Here is an 18,648-nt window from a genome sequence, read left to right on the forward strand (position 1 = left end):
GAGGCCGTACCGAGTTGAGGTCAGAGGAACTCACCCGCGGCTTTGGCCTGCCGTCCTGGCAGGCCATCGCCGTGGCGCGTGGAGACCTCACCGGTGCGGAAGGGGCCGTGGTCGATCCCCGTTCGCCCTCGGGGAGCGCGACCCGATCCCGGACCCCGGCAGCTGTTCAACGCGGTGATGTGACGGTTTCGCACCGGCGGCCCGTGGCGGGATCCGCCCGCCGGGTACGGGCCGCAATCCAGCGGCGGAGGCCCGGCCGATTCCATTGGCCCCGGCCGGGCCGTCGGGTCTCCGGCCTCGTCGCCACAGGTCAGGTCGGGGTGTTCACTTGCCGGTGAAGTGTGGGCGCGCGGATCACCCGCGCGTACACAGTGAAGAGGAAAGTGACTTTTAAGAGCGACCGGATCATTCCATGGTCGGCAAGGATGGCTGTCCACCCCCCAGCAGGCCGGCCGCATCCCATTCGGAGGTCTTCATGACCACATCACAGCATCACGGGGGCCTGATGCCCCGGGCCCTTCTCTCGAAGACGGCGGCCATGGCCGCCGTCGCCGCGCTCGCCGTGGTCCAGGTTGCCCCCGCGTCCGCCGCCGCCGGCGGCACGCCGATCACCGGCATCGGCGGCAAGTGCGTCGACGTCGCGGGCTCCAACAGCGCCAACGGCACCCGTGTGCAGGTGTGGACCTGCAACGGCAGCACCGCGCAGCAGTGGACCGCGGGGACCGACGACGGCACGATCCGAGCCCTCGGCAAGTGCCTCGACGTGGCGGGCGCCTCCACCGCCAACGGCGCCAGGGTCCAGATCTACGACTGCAACGGCACGAGCGCTCAGCGCTGGACCTGGCAGGCCGGGCCGGGGCAGATCGTTCACACGGCGTCCGGCAAGTGCCTGGACGCCACGAACAACGGCAGCGCCGACGGCACCCCGCTGCAGATCTGGCCCTGCGGCGGCGGCGTGAACCAGCGGTGGACCGTCGCCACGTCGCCGAACCCGCCCCGCCCCGGTGTCGGGCCGTGCACCCCGGGCGCGAGCTATCCTGACCCGCTGCCCTCGCCCTCGGTCGCCGCCACCAAGATCCGTGACGGCTTCAACTTCCTGGAAGGCCCGGTCTGGGATGCCACGTCGCAGACCCTGCTGCTGTCGAACATGCGCGACGGCACGGGCTCCCAGGGCGTGCAGCCGTCGGACATCCTGCGGTTCACCGCGCCGAACACGTTCACCACGTTCATCGCGGGCGCGGGGAGCAACGGTCTCGCCATCAGCAGGGACGGCACCACGCTGCTGGCCGCGACGCACGACCAGCGCAGCGTCTCCTCGTTCCGGCTGGCGGACAAGGCCCGCGGCGTGGTGGCCGCGAACTACCGGGGTCGCGCGTTCAACTCGCCGAACGACCTCACGGTCGCGGCCGACGGCACCGTCTACTTCACCGACCCCGACTTCAACCGCGCCAGCCGGCCCGACGAGATGTCCGGCCGTACCGGCGTCTTCCGTGTCAAGAACGGCGTGGTGTCGATGGTTGACGACACGATCAGGGGACCGAACGGCGTCGCGCTATCGCCCGACGGCGGGACGCTCTACGTCGGCGGCGCGGGCAAGGTCAACAGGTACCCGGTCAACGCGGACGGTGGCGTCGGCGCGCGCGGCGACTTCGCCTCGGTGTCGAACCCGGACGGCGTGACCGTCGACTGCGCCGGCAACCTGTACCAGGCCTCCTACGACGACGGGAAGGTTCACGTCTTCGCGCCTTCGGGGGCCGCCCTGGGCACGATCTCGGCGGGGCGGAACAGCACCAACGTGGCGTTCGGCGGACCCGACGGGCAGACCCTGTTCATCACCTCCGGGACGGCGTCACGCGGCGGCAACACCGGGAACTTCGGGCTGTACAGCGTGCGCCTCAACGTGCCCGGCTGGCCGTACTGACCGCCTGGCCGCTGACCGGCTCGGCCGCGCCGACTCGGCGCGGCCGAGCCTCCGGTAGGCGGGCCGCGCCGGTCGTCGACCGGCCGGTCCTGCCGGTCGGTGAGGCCGGCCTCGCCCGGCAGGTGGCGGTGAACCGGATGAAGCGCGTCATGCCGGTTCACCGCCGTGGCGAACGTTCAGGCCCCGAAACGGAAGTAGACGGTGCGATGGTAGTCGCCGGTGGCGACGTTCGGCTGGCTCTCGGGGCCGAGCCGGTTGGCGGGGAGGAATTTGTCCCCGATGGCGGGGATGCCGTCGAGGAAGGAGATGCCGCCCGCGGGGTAGGGGACGGTGGCGTTCTGCGGGCTGGCGCCGACCGCGGGGGTGAACAAGCGCAGGAACAGGTTCTCCTCGGCCGCGACCATCGTGATGGTGCCCTCGGTGGTGCTCAGATTCGCCCAGTAGGTATTGGCGTGGTAGCCCTTGAACTCGGGGTACTGCCGGCCGGTCGCACCCGTGGCGGTGTCGTTGTAGGTCTTGCTCCACACGTCGGGCGTCACGCCGCGCATCCGGTTCTTGTAGACCCGGTAGGGGCCGTCACCGAGCCAGGTGAGGCCGCGCACCTTCGACTCCGGGTAGTCCATGTTCACACCCAGATAGTCGGCCTCGCCCGTGCGGTGATACCGGTACTCCATCCGCAGCCAGCCGCCGGAGTCCAGGCGCCATCGTACGGACGTCAGGTCGCCGGTGTAGTTGGCCTGCACGACCCACCCGGTGCCGTCGGCGAAGTGCGTGAGGCCGGTGAACGTGGCCGAGCCGGTGGCCGGCGCCGGGCCGTTCGTCAGCGACACCGCCACCCCGTCGCGGATGACGCCGCTCAGCCGTCCGGTGGACCCGTTGATGGTGACCCTGGTGGTGCCGGCGATCATCGTGACGCCGGCCGAGTCCTGGACGGCCGTGACGGCGGGCGCGCCCGCCACCGGCACCACCAGGCGGCCGGCGTGGTCGGCGGCCTTCTTGATCTTCCACATCCAGGTGCTGAGGACGCGGCCCGTCGGGTCGGTCACCGTCAGCCCCAGCGCGTCGGCGCCCGTCCAGGTGTCGGGCAGGCCGAGGGCGAGGGATCCGGTGGCGCCGGGCGCGATGTCGGGGCTGGTCGCCGTACCCTGGGCGATCACCGTGTGACCGGTGGCGGCCGAGCCGGGAACCGCGAAGTTCACCAGCCGCCACCGGAAGGTGCACTGCCTGGTGTTGGTGAAGTCGTAGCGGTTGACGATCTTCACGGTTCTGTCGAACGAGGCCGGGAACGTCGAGGCGTAGTAGGTGGGACTGGCCAGCTGAACCGGCGACCAGATGTCCTTGATCGTGTAGAAGCTGGCTTCCCTCTCCCGGTACGGCCCCACGATGCCGTCGGGGGCGCGGTTGCCGGTCGTGTCGATGGCGCCGCCCCTGTCGCCGCGGGCGACGCCCTCGTCCACCAGCGCCCAGACGAACCCACCGGCGGCTCGTGGTCCGCTGCCCAGGACCTTCCAGTAGTCGTTCAGGCCGGCGCCGGCGCCACCGTCGTAGAGACCGTGCAGGAACTCGGTCGGCATGACGATCGCGCTGCCGGCCAGCTTGGTGACGGTGGAGGAGTACGACTGGTAGTGACTGGTGTCGATGCCGCTGAAGGTGGTCCAGGGGTGCAGGACTTTGCGCCTCTGCGGGTCGTACAACGCGAAGTCGTCGTCCAGCGCGGTGTTCCATCCTCCCTCGTTGCCGTTGTCCCAGAACAGGATGGACGGGTGGTTGACGTCGCGGGTCACCATCGAGGCCACCAGGGGCGCGCCGACGCCCTCGTCGTAGCGCTTCTGCCAGCCCGCCAGCTCGTCGAGGACGTAGAGGCCCAGCTCGTCGCAGAGATCAAGGAAGAAGGCGTCCGGCGGGTAGTGCGACATTCGGACCGCGTTCATGTTCATGTCCTTCATCAGCACGATGTCCTGCCGCGCGAGGCGTGGGCTCGACGCACGGCCCAGCGTGGGCCAGAACGTGTGCCGGTTGGTCCCTTTCAGGATGACCTTCCTGCCGTTCACGTAGACGCCGTCCCCGTTGCGCACCTCGACGGTCCGGAACCCGAACCGTTGGGTGAAGCCGTGCAACGGAGAACCGGCACCGTCGTACAGTGTGACCTCCGCCTGGTACAGGGTCGGCGTCTCCGCCGTCCACAGTTGCGGTGCCGAGATGGTGGAGGTCAATCGTGTTTTGGTCGCTCCGGCGGCGACCGAGGCGGAGAAGGCCGCGCCCACGGCCGTGCCGTCCAGGCGCCTGAGCTGCACGGTCACCCGGCCGGCCGCGCCGATCCCGGCCAGTTGGACGTCGATCGCGAACGCCCCGCTCGCCTGGGCGTCGATGGCCACCCGGTCGATGTGCGTGGCGGGGGAGGCCTGCAGCGACACCGGCCGGAAGATGCCGCCGAAGTTCCAGTAGTCGCCCTCGCGTTCGGCGTCGTTGACCGACGCGTTGGACGACTCCTTGCTGACCGTCACCTCCAGCAGGTTGGACTGGCCGAGCTTCACCCGCGAGGTGACGTCGTATCGGAAACGGTAGAAGCCGCCCTGGTGCTTCGGGCCGGCCGGCGTGCCGTTGACCCATACCTCGGTATCGGTCATCGCCCCCTCGAAGACCAGGAAGATCCGCCGGCCGGCCCACGCGGCCGGCGTTGTGAAGGTGTGGCGGTACCTGCCGTTCTCGCCCGGCACCGGAGTTCCACCGTAGTTGTAGGTGCCGAAGCCCTGGCACTCCCAGTTCGACGGGGTGGCGATCGTGCTCCACGCACCGCTTCCGCGCCCGCTCGTGCAGAAGAAATCCCAGTTGACGGTGTGGTCGGCGTCCGTGCCGGTCAGGTAGAGAACCTCCGTCAGCGAGCCCGCCGGGGCGGCCCCGGCCGGCCCGGCCAGTGTGACGCCGATGGCGGAGAGACCGGCCGCGGTCGCACCGGCAGCGCTCATCGACAGGAAATCGCGTCGCTTCATCTCCATGTGGATCTCCTCGCTTCGACTCGCTCGGTCATCGTCGCGTGACCGAAACGGCATCGGCCGATGGTGTAACGGGACGCACCTCGTTGACGGGGCGCCGATGTGGGGCGCCTCGTCTTTCGGTGACGGTGGGGGATGTCCGCGCATCGCGGAGCGCGCGGCAGCCGGGAAAGCGACGACTTTCGGGCGGGCCAGGGACTCCACGTGGGTGAGAGGAGTCCGGTCTCGTTCGGGGACGAGAGCGGACCACTCTCATGTGTAACGTCCGTGTTTCACGGGGTTCGCACGACATGAGATACCACCGGGAGGCCATCGTCAAGGGTTTGACGGCGACGCCGAGTGTCGCGGCCAGCGCCCGCGCCCGTCCGTCCGCGGTGCGCCGGTGGCCCGGCGAGCGCGTTCTTCGCCGCCACGGCTTCGCCGCGCCCCGAGTCGCGCGGAGCCGGTTCCGCCGGAAGCTCATGCTTGGGGCGGGGAGGCGGCGGGTGTGCGAGAAGATCTCTGCCGTCAGGCGGCGGTCGCTGTGATCAAGCTGATGACCGGCGGATAAATGGTCGGACCGCAATGAAATCGACTTGACGGGGTAACAGTCAACAACGGCGTCGTCGCCCCGCGTTTCCCCCTGCTTTCCCAGGCTGGCTGGGTTTCCGGCTGTTCGAAGGACAGTCAACCCCAAAGTCTGACATCGTTGACATATCGATGAACATCATCTTTCATTACGGCTATCGCACCCCCCTATCGGACTGATTCCCCCCAGTCTGGTCCGATCTTCGGAGTCACCATGAAGGCTCGATGGCGATCGTTTTTAGCGATCCCCGCACTCCTGCTCCCAAGCCTGGCGCTCACGGTCGGCGTCGCCACACCCGCGGCCGCCGCACCGGTGGCCGACCCGGCGGCGATCGTCAACCCGCTGCTCGGCACCTCCCACGAGGGCAACACCTTCCCGGGCGCCGACGCGCCGTTCGGCATGGTGCAGTGGAGTCCCGACACGCCGTCGCGGCCACCGGGCGGCAACTACGCCTACAGTGACAGCACCATCACCGGTTTCAGCCTGACCCATCTGTCCGGGCCGGGCTGCAACGCGATGGCCGACATCCCGATCATGCCGACCACCGGCGCGGTCAACGGCACCGCGACGTCGAGCTTCTCCCACAGCGCGGAGTCGGCGAGCGCCGGCGCGTACACGGTGACGCTGGGCAACGGCGTCAAGACCGAGCTCACGACCACGACCCGCTCCGGCATGGCCCGCTTCACGTTCCCCGCGACGAACCAGGCCAACCTGCTGTTCAAGCTTGGCTCCGGCGCCACGAGCACCGGAAACCTGAACTTCACCGCGGTGAGCGACACCGAGGTCCGGGGCTCGATCACCTCCGGGCACTTCTGCGCGTCCAGCCCGACGTACACCCTCTACTTCAACATGGTCTTCGACCGGCCGTTCGCCTCCAGCGGCTCGTTCGCCAACGGCAACTCCGTCACCTTCGACGCCTCGGGCAACCGGGTGGTGCACGCGAAGGTGGGCCTGTCGTACGTGTCGCTCGACGGCGCCAGGGCCAACCGCGCCGCCGAGAACCCGAACTGGAACTTCGACGCGACGCGGCAGGCCACCAAGGACGCCTGGAACAAGTTGTTGCGTAAGATCGAGATCTCCGGCGGCACCACCGACCAGCAGGTCGTGTTCTACACCGCGCTCTACCACTCGCTGCTGCACCCCAACGTGGTCAGCGACGTCGACGGGCGCTACCGGGGCTTCGACCACCAGGTGCACACCGTCTCCGGCGGGCAGAAGGCGCAGTACGGCAACTTCTCCGGCTGGGACATCTACCGGACGCAGGCGCAGTTGCACGCGCTGGTCGCGCCACAGGAGGCGGGCGACAGCGCGCAGTCGCTGGTGAACAACTACACGCAGGGCGGCACACTGCCGAAGTGGACGCTCAACGAGTACGACACCTACGTGATGAACGGCGACCCCGCGCCGATCATCATCGCCGCCTACCACGCCTTCGGCGCCCGCAACTTCGACACCGCCGCCGCGAAGGCCGCGATGGTCCGTCAGGGCACGGTGCCCAACGGCATCCGGACCGGGCTGGAGTACCAGTCCAACTACGGCTACCTGCCCTCCGACGGCACCTACCCGCACGGGTTCTACGGGTCGGTCGCCACGTTGCTGGAGTACTCCACCACCGACTTCGCCATCGGCGCGTTCGCGGGGGCGCTGGGGGACACCACGACGCAGAACCAGTTCGTCAACCGGGCGCAGAACTGGCGCAACGCGCTCAACCCGGCCAGCGGGTTCATGCAGCCGAAACTGAAGGACGGGACCTGGCGCCCGGGATTCACCCCGACCGTCAGCGACGAGTTCGTCGAGGGCACCTCCTGGCAGTACACCGGCATGGTGCCGTTCAACGTCCGCGGCCTGGCCGACGCCAAGGGCGGCAACGCCGCGATGGCCGGCTACCTGGACGGCGTCCTGTCCAACCTGCGCGGCTCCAGCAACAACTCCCAGCACGCCGACATGGGCAACGAGCCGTCGATCGGGCTGCCCTGGGAGTACGCCTACATCGGGCAGCCGTGGAAGACCCAGAGGATCGTCCGGCAGGTCCAGAACGAGATGTGGCCCAACTCGCCGGCCGGCTGGGGGGTCGGCAACGACGACCTGGGAACGATGAGCGCCTGGTACGTGTGGTCGGCGATGGGCATGTACCCGATGACGCCGGGCACCTCGGACCTGGTGCTGGGCAGCCCGCTGTTCACCACCGTCAAGGTCTCGCTAGGCGGTGGCGGCACGATCACGATCAACGCGCCGCAGGCCGCCACCAACGCCCCCTACGTGCAGAGCGCCACGCTCAACGGCGCGACCTGGAACAACGCCTACCTTCCGGCGTCGTTCGCGATCAACGGTGGCACGCTGAACCTCACACTCGGCACCACCGCGAACACCTCGTGGGCGAGCGCCGCGTCCTCGGCGCCGCCCTCGTACGGCGGCAACGGCGGCGCGCACCCGCCCGCGACGGTGATCGGCCCGACCGGGGCGCTCTCCTCGGGCCTGGCCGGCAAGTGCCTGGACGTCGACGGCGCCAACGGCGCCAACGGCAACGCGACCCGGATCTGGGACTGCAACGGCAGCGCGGCGCAGCGCTGGCACCTGCCCGGCGACGGCACGGTGATGCTCTTCGGCAAGTGCCTGGACATCAACGGCGGCGGCACCGCCAACAACACCAAGGTGCAGCTGTGGGACTGCAACCTCAGCGGCGGGCAGCAGTGGACCCCCGTCCCCTCCTCGGGAGCACTGCGCAACCCGCAGTCGGGCCGCTGCCTGGACGTCTCGGGAGGCAACCCCGCCCTCGGCACCCCCGTCGCGCTGTGGGACTGCAACGGCTCACCCGCCCAACGCTGGACGCTGCCGGCGTCACGCACCGGAGCGGTGCCCTCCGCCATCGCGGGCAAATGCCTCGACGACAACGCCGCCTCGACCGCGAACGGCTCACGGATCCAGATCTGGACTTGCAACGGGTCCGCCGCGCAGCGGGTGCACATCTCCGGCGACGGGACCCTGCGCCTGTTCAACAGGTGCCTCGACGCCACCGGAAACGGCACCGGAAACGGCACCGCCGTCGTGCTGTGGGATTGCAACGGCCGAGCCAACCAGCAGTGGAACCACGTGCCCTCCACCGGCGCGTTCGTCAACCCGCAGTCCGGACGGTGTCTCGACGTCGCGGGCGGCGACAGCACCGACGGCACCCGGCTGCAACTGTGGGACTGCAACGGCTCACCCGCCCAACGCTGGACACTGCCCTCCGCGTGAGCGGGTCGCGCCGGCGACGACCGGCGCCACCCGCTCCCGATGACCTGGTGCGCGGCTCCGGTGCCCCACACCGGAGCCGCGCACCGCCGGCCCCCTCCACCACTTCCGCCACAGTGAATCGAGGAACCATGATGAAGTCCTTACGCGGGCTGGCGGTCTTGGCCGCCCTGGCCGTCGTGACGACGGCCGCGCCGGCCCTCGCCGGCCCGGCCCAGGCCGTGAGCGGCGCCGCCGGGGCGCGAGCCATCGCGACGATCTGCAACCGCCACTGCGACGGACGCGACCCGGCGCTCTCCCCGGCCGACCGGCAACCGGTGTCCGCCACCCTGTACGGGCGGCGGTTCACCGTGCACGTCAACGACACCGACTCGATGGCCTGGGCCGCCGTCGACGGCGGCACCGCCACGGACGAGGTGTGGCTGGACCGCTCGTTCGACGGCGGCCGCACCTGGGCCGACAGCCGCCTCGGCGCCACCGCGATCCCGGCCGGCGCCTCCGGCACGCGTACCGCCATGTTCAACGTCGACGACTGGGCCAACCAGGGCGTCGGCGCCCTGCGCGCCTGCGGCAAGGCGGGCAACCGGCCCGAGATCACCTGCACGGCGTGGACACGCAGCACCTGGAACGCCGGGGACCGGCGCACCGCGGCGGCCACCGCGCTGATGATGCGCTACAACCGCGCCAACGGCCTGTTCGACGGCAACGGGTGGTGGACCGGCGCCAACGCGCTCACCGCGCTCATCGAGAACATCCAGCGCAGCGGCATGGGCAGTTACGGTTACGCGATCGCCAACACCTACGACAAGAACCTGAACGCCCACCAGGGCCAGTTCCGCAACGAGTATCTCGACGACACCGGCTGGTGGGGTCTGGCCTGGGTGGCCGCTTACGACGTGACCGGCGACGTCCGCTACCTGAACACCGCCAAGGCCGATTCCGACTTCATGTACAGCTACTGGGACAACCGCTGTGGCGGCGGCGTGTGGTGGAAGACCGACCGCGCCCAGAAGAACGCCATCGAGAACAGCCTCTACATTCAGCTCAACGCGGAGCTGTCCCAGCGCATCCCAGGCGACACCCTCTACCGCGGCCGGGCGCAGGCCGCCTGGAACTGGTTCCAGAGCACCGGCATGCTCAACAGCTCGAACCTGGTCAATGACGGCATCAACCTGAACACCTGCCGCAACAACGGCAACACCACCTGGACCTATAACCAGGGCGTGCTGATCAACGCGCTGGTCGAGCTCAACAGGCTCACCGGCGACGCGAACGCGCTCAGCACAGCCCGCCGCATCGGCGACGCACTCACCACCAGCAGCTACCTCAGCCCCGGCGGCATCCTGCGCGAGCCCAACGAGAGCAACACCTGCAGCGGTGACGGAGCGTCGTTCAAGGGCGCGGCGATCCGCGGCCTCGGCGCTCTGAACACGGTCACCGGCGGCGCCTACAACACCTATCTGCGGCGCAACGCCGACACCGCCTACGCCAACAACCGCGACAGCCTCGACAACTACGGCAGCCACTGGGCCGGCCCGCTCACGCCCACCAACCACAGCTGCCAGCACAGCGCGCTCGATCTGCTCAACGCCGCCCCCTGACGCCCGCCCGTGGCCGCGAACCGGGGAGCGACACCACGGGCGATCAGCCGTCTACGCCGCGTAGCGGCGGACGTTCACTCGAGTCACGGATGAGGAGGCGGGTCGACAGCACCACATGCCGAGCCGATTCGTAGGTGTCACCGAAGAGCTGGTCGAGCAGCAGCTGCGCCGCGCACCGGCCCATCTCCTCGGGGTCATGCGCGACCACGCTGACTCCGAGGAAGTCCCCCAGGTCCAGCTCGTCGAAACCGATCAACGCCGGTGGCGCCGCGCGCCCGCGCAGGGCACGCAGAGCACCGGTGGTGATCCGGTTGTTCATGGTGAACAACGCGGTCGGGGCCGAGGTCCGGCCCAGCAGGTCTCTCACCGCTCGTTCGGCGGCGGCCACGTCGTGCGCGTCCTCCAGCAGGTAGTCGGCCCAGCCGGAGATCCCGGCCGCCTCCATCACCTCGGCGAACCCACGGATCCGATCCCGGTGGGTGAACAACCGCGGCAGGTCCCCGATCACGCCGATGCGCCGGTGCCCGCCCGCGACCAGGTGGCTCGCCGCCTGCCGGGCACCGGCACGGTTGTCCAGCAGCACCGCGTCAGCCGACAGCCCGACCGGCGGGCGGTCGACGAAGACGAACGGGATGCCGTGTATCCGCTCACCGGCGAGGTGGTCGTGTCTGGCCATGGTCGAGACGATCACCAGCCCCCGGACACGACGCTCCAGCAGCGTGTCGGTGAGCTGGCGCTCCCACTCCGGGTTCTCCTCGGTGCTGGCGGTGATGAGCTGCAGGCCGTTCACCCGCAGCTCCCGCTCCAACCCGCTGGCCAGCCGCGAGTAGAACGGGTTGGCCAGGTCACCGCTGATCAGGCCGACGAGCGTGGAGGCCTTGGCGCCGCGACGGAGATCACGAGCGACCCCGTTGGGCCGGTAGCCGAGCTGGTCGGCGGCCTCGTGCACCCGCTGACGCGTCTTGGCCGCCACATACCCCTCACCGCTCAGCGCTCTCGACGCCGTTTTCGCCGACACCCCCGACAACGCGGCCACCTGTATCAGGCTCGGACGACCAGGCTGCTGGAGCGGTGCGTCAGCTGTCATACGACGAATTATGGCATCGTCGCCGAAACCCATCGGCGGCTGTTCGCCGTGCGTCCCTCGCTCACCCCCTTACGGTCGCTGTCGGCTCGGCCCAGGAGGCGTTTCCAAGCGATGCCGTCGGCGAGCACGGTTAGGCCGAATCACTGCGCCTGGGGGAGCGGGCAATGATCAAAAGCTGTGAGAGCGCTCTCAGGAAAGATTCTTTACAGAAGGTGGGGTGCTTGTCAAGGCCCAGGAATCTCATGCGGGTTCACTTCGGTGGACCTCCCCTTGAGGGAGCGCTCCCATTGATCATTCGGGCCTCGCATCACATTGCGCCATCGACCTTCAACTGCCTGATTATCCCTTTTTGTCGGTGTTATATCCCGACAATCGTGACCTTCAACGACGCCGGCGGCTTGGACGCGAAGAAGTCGTCGCAACGGCACGACCATAGCCGCGTGCGTCCCACCACAGCGTCAAAGCGCGTAAAGCGCCCTATTGACAAGTGCGCCTTTATCCTCAAAATGTGCAGAGAGCGCTCTCACACCGCTTGGGCTCCGCAAGTGCGAGGTTCCCCCGTCCAGAGAGCGACCCGTTCCCCCGCCTCCATCTGATCCGATGGCGAGTCGGCCAACGAGGCGTGCCCCCCTCCCAGGAGTTGCCGATGTACGCAAAACCAAAGTCCATCAAAAGAAAGCTGCTCACCTGGCTGGCCGCCATCGCGGTCGCCTTGCCGGTGGTCGCCGTCACGGCGGCCACCCCGGCGCACGCGGCCGGACCGGAGCTGCTGCCGGTCACCGTGACCAACAACACCGGACGCAACGAACCGGTCTACCTGTATGTCATCGGCCAGGACATCCGGCCCGGCGGCCGGCTGGGCTATGTCAACCAGGGGGGCGCGTTCTCCCCGTGGCCGGCCGGCTCGCTGCCGCCGTCTCCGGCGCCCGACGTGGCGATCCCGGGACCCGGCAACGGCGGTAGCACGACCATCCACTTCCCGCGCTTCCTGTCGGCTCGGGTGTACTTCTCCGTCGGCGAGAAACTCAAGTTCTTCCTCACCCCGGACGGCGTGGTGCAGCCGGCGCCCTGGGCGGCCGGCGACCCCAACTACAACATCCTCATGGACTGGAGCGAGTTCACCTACAACGACGCCGGCCTGTGGCTCAACAGCTCCCAGGTCGACCAGTTCGCCATCCCGCACGCCGTCACCGTGACCGGCGGCGACGGGGTGACCAAACGAACCGGCGACGTGGTCAACAACGGCCGCGAGAACATCATCAACGCCATCAAGGCGCAGCCCGGCTGGGCGAACACCGTCCGCACCCGCTCCGATGGCACGGTGCTGCGGGTGCTGGCGCCCGGCAAGGCCGCCGACGCCGGGCTGTTCGACAGGAACTACCTCGACCCGTACATCAACAGCGCCTGGAACGCCTACACCGGCAAGACGCTGACCGTCGTGCCGTTCCAGGCCCAGCCCGGCCTCAAGTACTTCGGCCGTACGTCCGGCAACGTCATGAACTTCACCGACACCTCCGGACGGCAGGTGTACTCCATCAACAAGCCGAGCACCGGGGACGTGTGGGGGTGCAGCGGAGCCCTCAACGCGCCGAACGACCAGGTACAAGGTCCGATCGCCCGGACGATCTGCGCGGCGCTGCAGCGCTCCACCCTCGGTACCATCGACACCCAGCCCAGCTACAACGCCGCCGACTTCTACCGCGGTTCGCTGACCAACCACTACTCGCGGATCATCCACGCCAACATGGTGGACGGCAAGGCGTACGGTTTTCCCTTCGACGACGTCGGCAACTTCGAGTCGCTGGTGCACGACGGCAACCCGCGCTCGGCCTCCATCGTCCTGAGCCCCTTCGGCGCGGGCGGCCCCTCGGGTCCCGGAGGTGATACGAGCGCGCTGGTGAGCAACTGGAACAACAAGTGCATCGACGTGCCGGGCGGCAACTTCAGCGACGGCGTGCAGCTGGTGACCTACGGGTGCAACGGCGGCGCCAACCAGAAGTGGACCTTCACCGGCGGCACGTTGCGCACGCAGAACAACAAGTGCATGGACGTGGCCTGGGGCTCCCGCGACAACGGTGCGGTGATACAGATCGCGACCTGCAGCGGCAACCCGGCGCAGCAGTTCGTGTTGAGCGGGGCCGGTGATCTCGTCAATCCGCAGGCCAACAAGTGCGTCGACATCAAAGCCTGGAACGGCAACGACGGCGCCCCCCTGAACCTGTGGGAGTGCACGGGCGGCGCCAACCAGAAGTGGCGGCGCGGCTGAGCGGCGTGCCGCACCGTCACGACCCGCACAGCTTCGGGTAGCCGGAGCTGTGCGGGTCACTCCTCACCGGGTGCCTCCCGTCCATCTCCGAGGTGGTGCCCGGTGACTGACGGCGTGCCGGCGTGGAAGGCGTCCCGCGCGTGCTCGCTCACGGGCGCGCGCGGCCGGGCGTGGAGTCGCCGAGGGAGTTCGGACGGGCCGGGCGGGGGGCCGAAAGGGGTAGACCCAGGGTGGTGAGGCGCCGCACCAGGGCCTCGCGCCGCACCCAGATCCGTTGGCCGCTGTCGTGGCCGGCCAGGGTGGCGGCGCGGACCTCGGCGATGACGTGGGAGTGCGGGGCGTTGAGCACCGCGGCGGCCGTGGCGACGCTCACCAGGGGCTCGTCGGGCAGCATCGCCAGACGTTCGGCGATCACGTGCTCACGGAACTCGGTGGCGAACCACACGGTGGCGTCACCGACGCCGAGGTGGAGGATGAGGCCTTCGCGTTCCAGGTCCCGCAGGTGGTGTTCGATGTCGTCTGGCGCGTTCATGCGGGGCTCTCCCTCGTGTCGGTGGTGTCGGGCTGTCTCGGCGCCGTGGGAACATCCTGAAGGTGGCGAGCTCGGCGGTGGAGATGCGAATGGCGGGGCCGGGCAGTCGGGTCGACACAGGTCGGCGCTTACCGGAAAACACCGTTTGGATTGACTTCTGACCGGCCTCAGCCAGATCGTGCCAGGGCGGCCCGTGGTTTTCTCACGCATCGGATCGTGCGGGCCGTTCACGGGGGATCCGGCGGTTCCCGATCCGGCCGGCCGCGCCGGTAGCGACCGGCGCCGTGCCCCACCAAGTGCGGGTCCCTCTGCGGGAGTCGGATCTCGTCAACGAGCAGGAGGCCGCCGCGGTCCCCGGCATGGTCCGCCACGTGATCACGCAGGTCATCGCGGACCGCGTCGGCGTCCCAGCTCGCGGTCCGCAACGGCCGCCGCTCAAGATCTGCAGTTGTCATGAAACCTGTGGGGCCACGAACCGAGGTGACCACACGGGTGCCGCGGTACTAGGCGGGCAGGAACCACCGCTGGTTGCCACCTCCGTTGCAGTCCCAGATCGCCACCTGGGTCCCCCACGTGGTGGACCAGCCGGGGAGGTCGAGGCACCTGCCGGACTGGGGGTTGCGCAGCGCGCCGTTCGCCTGCGGGACCCAGACCTGCGCGCCGGTGCCGTTGCAGTCGTAGAGGCTCACCGATGTGCCGTTCGCGGTCGCGCCCCCGTTGACGTCCAGGCACTTGCCTTGCACGCGCAGGGTGTTGCCGGCTCCCGCGACGGTCCACTGCTGGGCCCCGCTGCCGTTGCAGGACCAGACCTGGACGGGGTTGCCGTTCGCGGTATTCGCCTGGCGGTTGTCCAGACACAGCCCTCCGAGGCCCCTGACCGAACCCGGCTTCCCGCCGGTCAGCGTGATCTCGACCGAGTGCGTCCCGCTCAGCGACGCGGGTATGGAACGCGCGGACGTGGACACGCCGTCGAGCTTGAAAGAGCCGACGACGTTCCCGGCGCCGCGCAGGGTGACGTTGAGGGTCGCCGACCGGTACCGCAGACCGGACAGCGTAACGTCTCCCCATCCCCAGGGCAGAGTGGGCTGGAAGGAGAGGCCGTCGGTCGTGGGCCCCATCCCGAACACGTTGTTGTAGATCATGCGCAGGTACGCCGTCGCGGACCAGGTCTGGTCGCGCAGCCCGCCCCAGTGATGGTTGGTCTGCCACCCGCCGTCCACCGCGCCCGTCTTGGCGTTGTAGACCTCGTAGAATCCGCCGCTCGAGTTGGCGAGCCCGGCCAGGGTGACGGCCTCGGAGGCGAAACGTGCCGGCTCGCCGGCGCGTGCGGCGGCGTCGGCCCAGTATCCCTGCACCATCGGCCAGACGGACACGTTGTGGCGACCGGGGTTGGAGTCGCTGTAGCGGGGGAAGTGCGGATAGACGTCCGCGATGCCGTACGGCTGGACGTTGGTGTTCTGCATGACCGACCGTGCCTGGACGGCGTCGGCTATGCCGAACATGACGGCGAACGAGAGCCCGGAGCCCTCCTCCGACTGGTCGAGGGTGCCTGACAGGCTGCCACCGTTGTGGATGAGGTAGCCGTACGTCCCCTTGGCCGGGATCCAGAAGTGCTGGTTGATCTTCGTCTTCAGGGTGTCCGCCCAGGAGTTCAGCGCGGCGACCTCGCCGGAGGGCTTGCCGAGGGCCGAGGCCATCAATGCCGCGCTGCGGTAGGCGGAGTAGTAGAGCGTGTTCGTGCTCAACGTCATGATCGTGTCGGTCGGGTAGCTTCCGACGAACCCGCCCCTGCTCTCGGTGCCGTCGGCCGGGGGAGCCGGATAGCCGGCGATGCCGTCGTTGAAGAAGGACGGCCCCTGGAACAGGCCGTACGCGCTGTTGTAGTTGGCGCTCCTTCGCGTGTTCAGAGTGTTGACGGCCGCCTGGTAGGCGTTGGTGAGGAAGCCCTGGTCCCCGGTGACCAGGTAGTGGTTCCATGCGCCCGTCAGCCAGATCACCTGGTCCCACCACTGGTTGTCCTGCTCGACGATGAGCTGGCCGTTGGACTGTCGGCGGACCACCGACCACAGGGTGTTCCTGGCCACGTCGGGCTGCAGGAGGCTCGCCGCGTTCCATACGTTGACGGCCGTGTCCCTGGTCCACGGCTGGGCGTACTCGGCGCCGGCGCGGATGAACGTCCCGGGATCGGCGGTCATCAGACCGGTCTGGTTGTATACAGCCGGGTCGTAGCGGACGGTGTTGACGTCGAGCAGGTTGGTGAGCGCCTTTGTGTACGCCGCGCCCAGCGTCGACTGCGCGCTCGCGTTGGAGAAGGTCAACGTCGGGCGGCTCGGGGCCGCCTGGGCGGGGGCCTGCCCGACGCCGCACATGGTCGCGGCGAGGAGGAGGACGCCGAGGCCGTGACGGATCCTGGAACGACGCGGCCGTACAGGCGGACGGGCGCCGCCTCCCGCCGTGCCGGCGCCCGCGGAGCGAGAGGCGACGCGGCCGTCGGTGGCGGCCTGGACCGGTGCGGAGGAGAGGAGGCCGCCGCGATGAGCGCGGGGGAGCGAGAGCGGGGAGCCTCCCGACATGGGGGGTCGGCGGTGCAGGCGCATGGATACCTTCCGAGGGTCTGACAACGTTGTCACAGGGGGGGCTTCGAAAGCAGGGGTTTGTCGTCGGCGTGCCGCGATCCGGAGAGGAAACGAACCTTCACCCTGGTAAGGAGGGCGTGGGGCGGCCGGTGTGACCACTCCACGCCTGCCCTCTACCGGATGTGTGGACCGCCTAGGTCATCGAAGCGGACACGGGTGCGGTGTTCGCCCGTGTGACGTCAGCCGCGCGACCATTTCTGGTTGGGGCCGCCGTTGCACGTCCACAGCTGCAGCAGCGTGCCGTTGGCGGTGCCGCGTGCGTTGGCGTCCAGGCACTTGCCGGAGCTCGCGCCGACCAGCGTGCCGTCGGCGTGGAGGGTCCACTGCTGGTTGGTGCCGCCGTTGCAGTCCCAGATCTGCGCCGCGGTCCCGTCGGCCGAACTGAAGCCGTTGGCCTCCAGGCACTTGCCGCCGAACCCGACCAGTTGCCGGGAGGAGTTCAGCGTCCAGGCCTGGTTCGCGCCGCCGTTGCAGTCCCACAGCGCCACCCGCGTGCCGTTGGTCTGGCTGAACCCGGGCACATCGACGCACCGTCCCGACTCCTGACCGCGCAGGACACCGGTCGGCGGCTGAGATGGGGGAGTGGTGCTGCCGAGGGCGGCGACCAGGGCCGCCGCCGCGCTCGCCTGGGTGTTGTACGTCCACAGGGCGAACGGGCCGACGAACGAGTTGCCCTGCTGCCCGGCGCTGTTGGTGTTGTTGGCCAGGATCGAGTTCGCCGTGGTCGTGATGAAACCGTCGTACTCGGTGGTCCTGGTCGCTGTGGCCAGTTCACGCAAGTACCGGATGAAGATGCCCTTGAACGACTGACCGTCACCGGTGCAGTTCGGTTCGCATCCCTCGAACAGCACGCCGTTCCTGGAGAACCTCTGGGTCGCCGCGGTGGCGATGGACTTGGCGGTGTTCAGCAGGGAGGTGTCGCCGGTCGCCTTCGACAGCTCGACCAGCCCCCGCAGGATCACGCCCTGGTTGTAGGTGTAGGTCGCGCTGCTGAGGCCGCAGCCGCCGACGTTCAGCCCGTCCCTAACGAGGTTGCCACTGATCAGGACCGTGCCCTTGAACCAGTTCCACGTGGCGTTGGCCCAGCCGAGGTAGGTGGTGTCGCCGGGGAGCCGGTTGTGCAGCCCGGCCGTCGCGGCGAGAAAGAGCTCGTTGGCGATGGCGGCCTTGTACTTCTTCTCGGTGCTCCAGTAGACGCCGCCGCCGCACTGGGAGTCCCAGTAGTCGTGCATGTACCGGGTCGTGGTCTCCGCCATGTCAAGGTAGGCCTTGTTGCCGGTGATGTCGTAGGCCTGGATCCAGGCCAGCGCCCACCAGCCGGTGTCGTCGATGTACTCGTTCGTAAAGTCCTTGTTCTTGGCGAACGCCTCGGAGATGGCGTAGTCGTACTGGGCGTCGCCGGTCGCCTGACGGTAGGTCATCACCGTGCTCAGCGCGACGGCGCCGGTCCACCAGCCACCGCCGATGCGTCCGGAGCCGGCGTCGTAGGACTGCATCAGTACGGCGATGCTGGAGGAAGCGGGAGTGGGGGCGGCGGCCTGGGCGGCGGGCGCCCCCGCGATCAGGAGTATGAACGCGATCGCGGCGGCGATGCCTGAGACAACCTTTCTCATAGTGTCTGTCCTTCGTGTGGGGGGTGGGGTGAAGCTGGTTGCGCGATCATTCCTGGTTGGTGCCGCCGCAGGTCCAGATCTGCGGCGGCGTGCCGTCGCCGGTCCAGATCTGCGGCGGCGTGCCGTCGCCGGTGCCGTGCGAGGGCGCGGTTCAGGCACGTGCCGGGTACGCGAAGTCCGGCCACCGCCCGATCTCGGAG

General features: G+C 69.0%; 9 protein-coding genes. 4 read left to right on the top strand and 5 right to left on the bottom strand.

All coding sequences use genetic code 11. The features are described 5' to 3' along the window. Positions 1–475: 475 nt before the first annotated feature. The gene (locus ACSC1Q_RS26260) at positions 476–1,921 is read left to right on the top strand and encodes an SMP-30/gluconolactonase/LRE family protein (RefSeq protein ID WP_436761340.1); all 1,446 of its coding nucleotides are present in this window, start codon (positions 476–478) and stop codon (positions 1,919–1,921) included. A gap of 176 nt (positions 1,922–2,097) precedes the next feature. Here the strand turns inward: ACSC1Q_RS26260 and ACSC1Q_RS26265 are convergent, their stop codons facing one another. Beyond that, entirely contained in the window at positions 2,098–4,917 is a 2,820-nt protein-coding gene (locus ACSC1Q_RS26265; RefSeq protein WP_436761341.1) for a glycoside hydrolase family 2 TIM barrel-domain containing protein, read from the bottom strand. Between the two features lie 778 nt (positions 4,918–5,695). Here ACSC1Q_RS26265 and ACSC1Q_RS26270 point away from each other — a divergent pair. Together ACSC1Q_RS26270 and ACSC1Q_RS26275 are read left to right on the top strand one after the other, a co-directional pair. After that, the gene (locus ACSC1Q_RS26270; RefSeq protein WP_436761342.1) at positions 5,696–8,716 is read left to right on the top strand and encodes a lectin; all 3,021 of its coding nucleotides are present in this window, start codon (positions 5,696–5,698) and stop codon (positions 8,714–8,716) included. A gap of 131 nt (positions 8,717–8,847) precedes the next feature. Continuing rightward, complete coding sequence (locus ACSC1Q_RS26275; protein ID WP_436761343.1) at positions 8,848–10,314, top strand: glycoside hydrolase family 76 protein; 1,467 nt, start codon at positions 8,848–8,850, stop codon at positions 10,312–10,314. 43 nt (positions 10,315–10,357) lie between these two features. On the opposite strand, the gene ACSC1Q_RS26280 is transcribed toward ACSC1Q_RS26275, so the two are convergent. Further along, a complete protein-coding gene (locus tag ACSC1Q_RS26280; RefSeq protein ID WP_436761344.1) occupies positions 10,358–11,401 on the bottom strand; it encodes a LacI family DNA-binding transcriptional regulator in 1,044 nt (347 codons plus the stop codon). Positions 11,402–12,047: 646 nt separating this feature from the next. Between ACSC1Q_RS26280 and ACSC1Q_RS26285 the strand changes: the two genes are divergently transcribed. Then, positions 12,048–13,667 carry a beta-1,3-glucanase family protein gene (locus tag ACSC1Q_RS26285; RefSeq protein WP_436761345.1) on the top strand — a complete coding sequence of 540 codons (1,620 nt, stop codon included), beginning with the start codon at positions 12,048–12,050 and terminating at the stop codon, positions 13,665–13,667. A gap of 148 nt (positions 13,668–13,815) precedes the next feature. On the opposite strand, the gene ACSC1Q_RS26290 is transcribed toward ACSC1Q_RS26285, so the two are convergent. From ACSC1Q_RS26290 to ACSC1Q_RS26300, 3 genes are all read right to left on the bottom strand, one after another. After that, positions 13,816–14,199: a hypothetical protein gene (locus ACSC1Q_RS26290; protein ID WP_436761346.1), complete on the bottom strand. Its 384-nt coding sequence runs from the start codon at positions 14,197–14,199 to the stop codon at positions 13,816–13,818. Between the two features lie 503 nt (positions 14,200–14,702). Further along, entirely contained in the window at positions 14,703–16,796 is a 2,094-nt protein-coding gene (locus ACSC1Q_RS26295; protein ID WP_436761347.1) for a ricin-type beta-trefoil lectin domain protein, read from the bottom strand. Positions 16,797–17,014: 218 nt separating this feature from the next. Then, the gene (locus ACSC1Q_RS26300; protein ID WP_436761348.1) at positions 17,015–18,448 is read right to left on the bottom strand and encodes a glycoside hydrolase family 76 protein; all 1,434 of its coding nucleotides are present in this window, start codon (positions 18,446–18,448) and stop codon (positions 17,015–17,017) included. Between the last annotated feature and the right edge of the window lie 200 nt (positions 18,449–18,648).

Origin of the sequence: Streptosporangium heterodermiicola (genome assembly GCF_051390675.1) — a bacterium.
In the GTDB taxonomy this organism is placed as follows: Bacteria; Actinomycetota; Actinomycetes; order Streptosporangiales; family Streptosporangiaceae; genus Streptosporangium.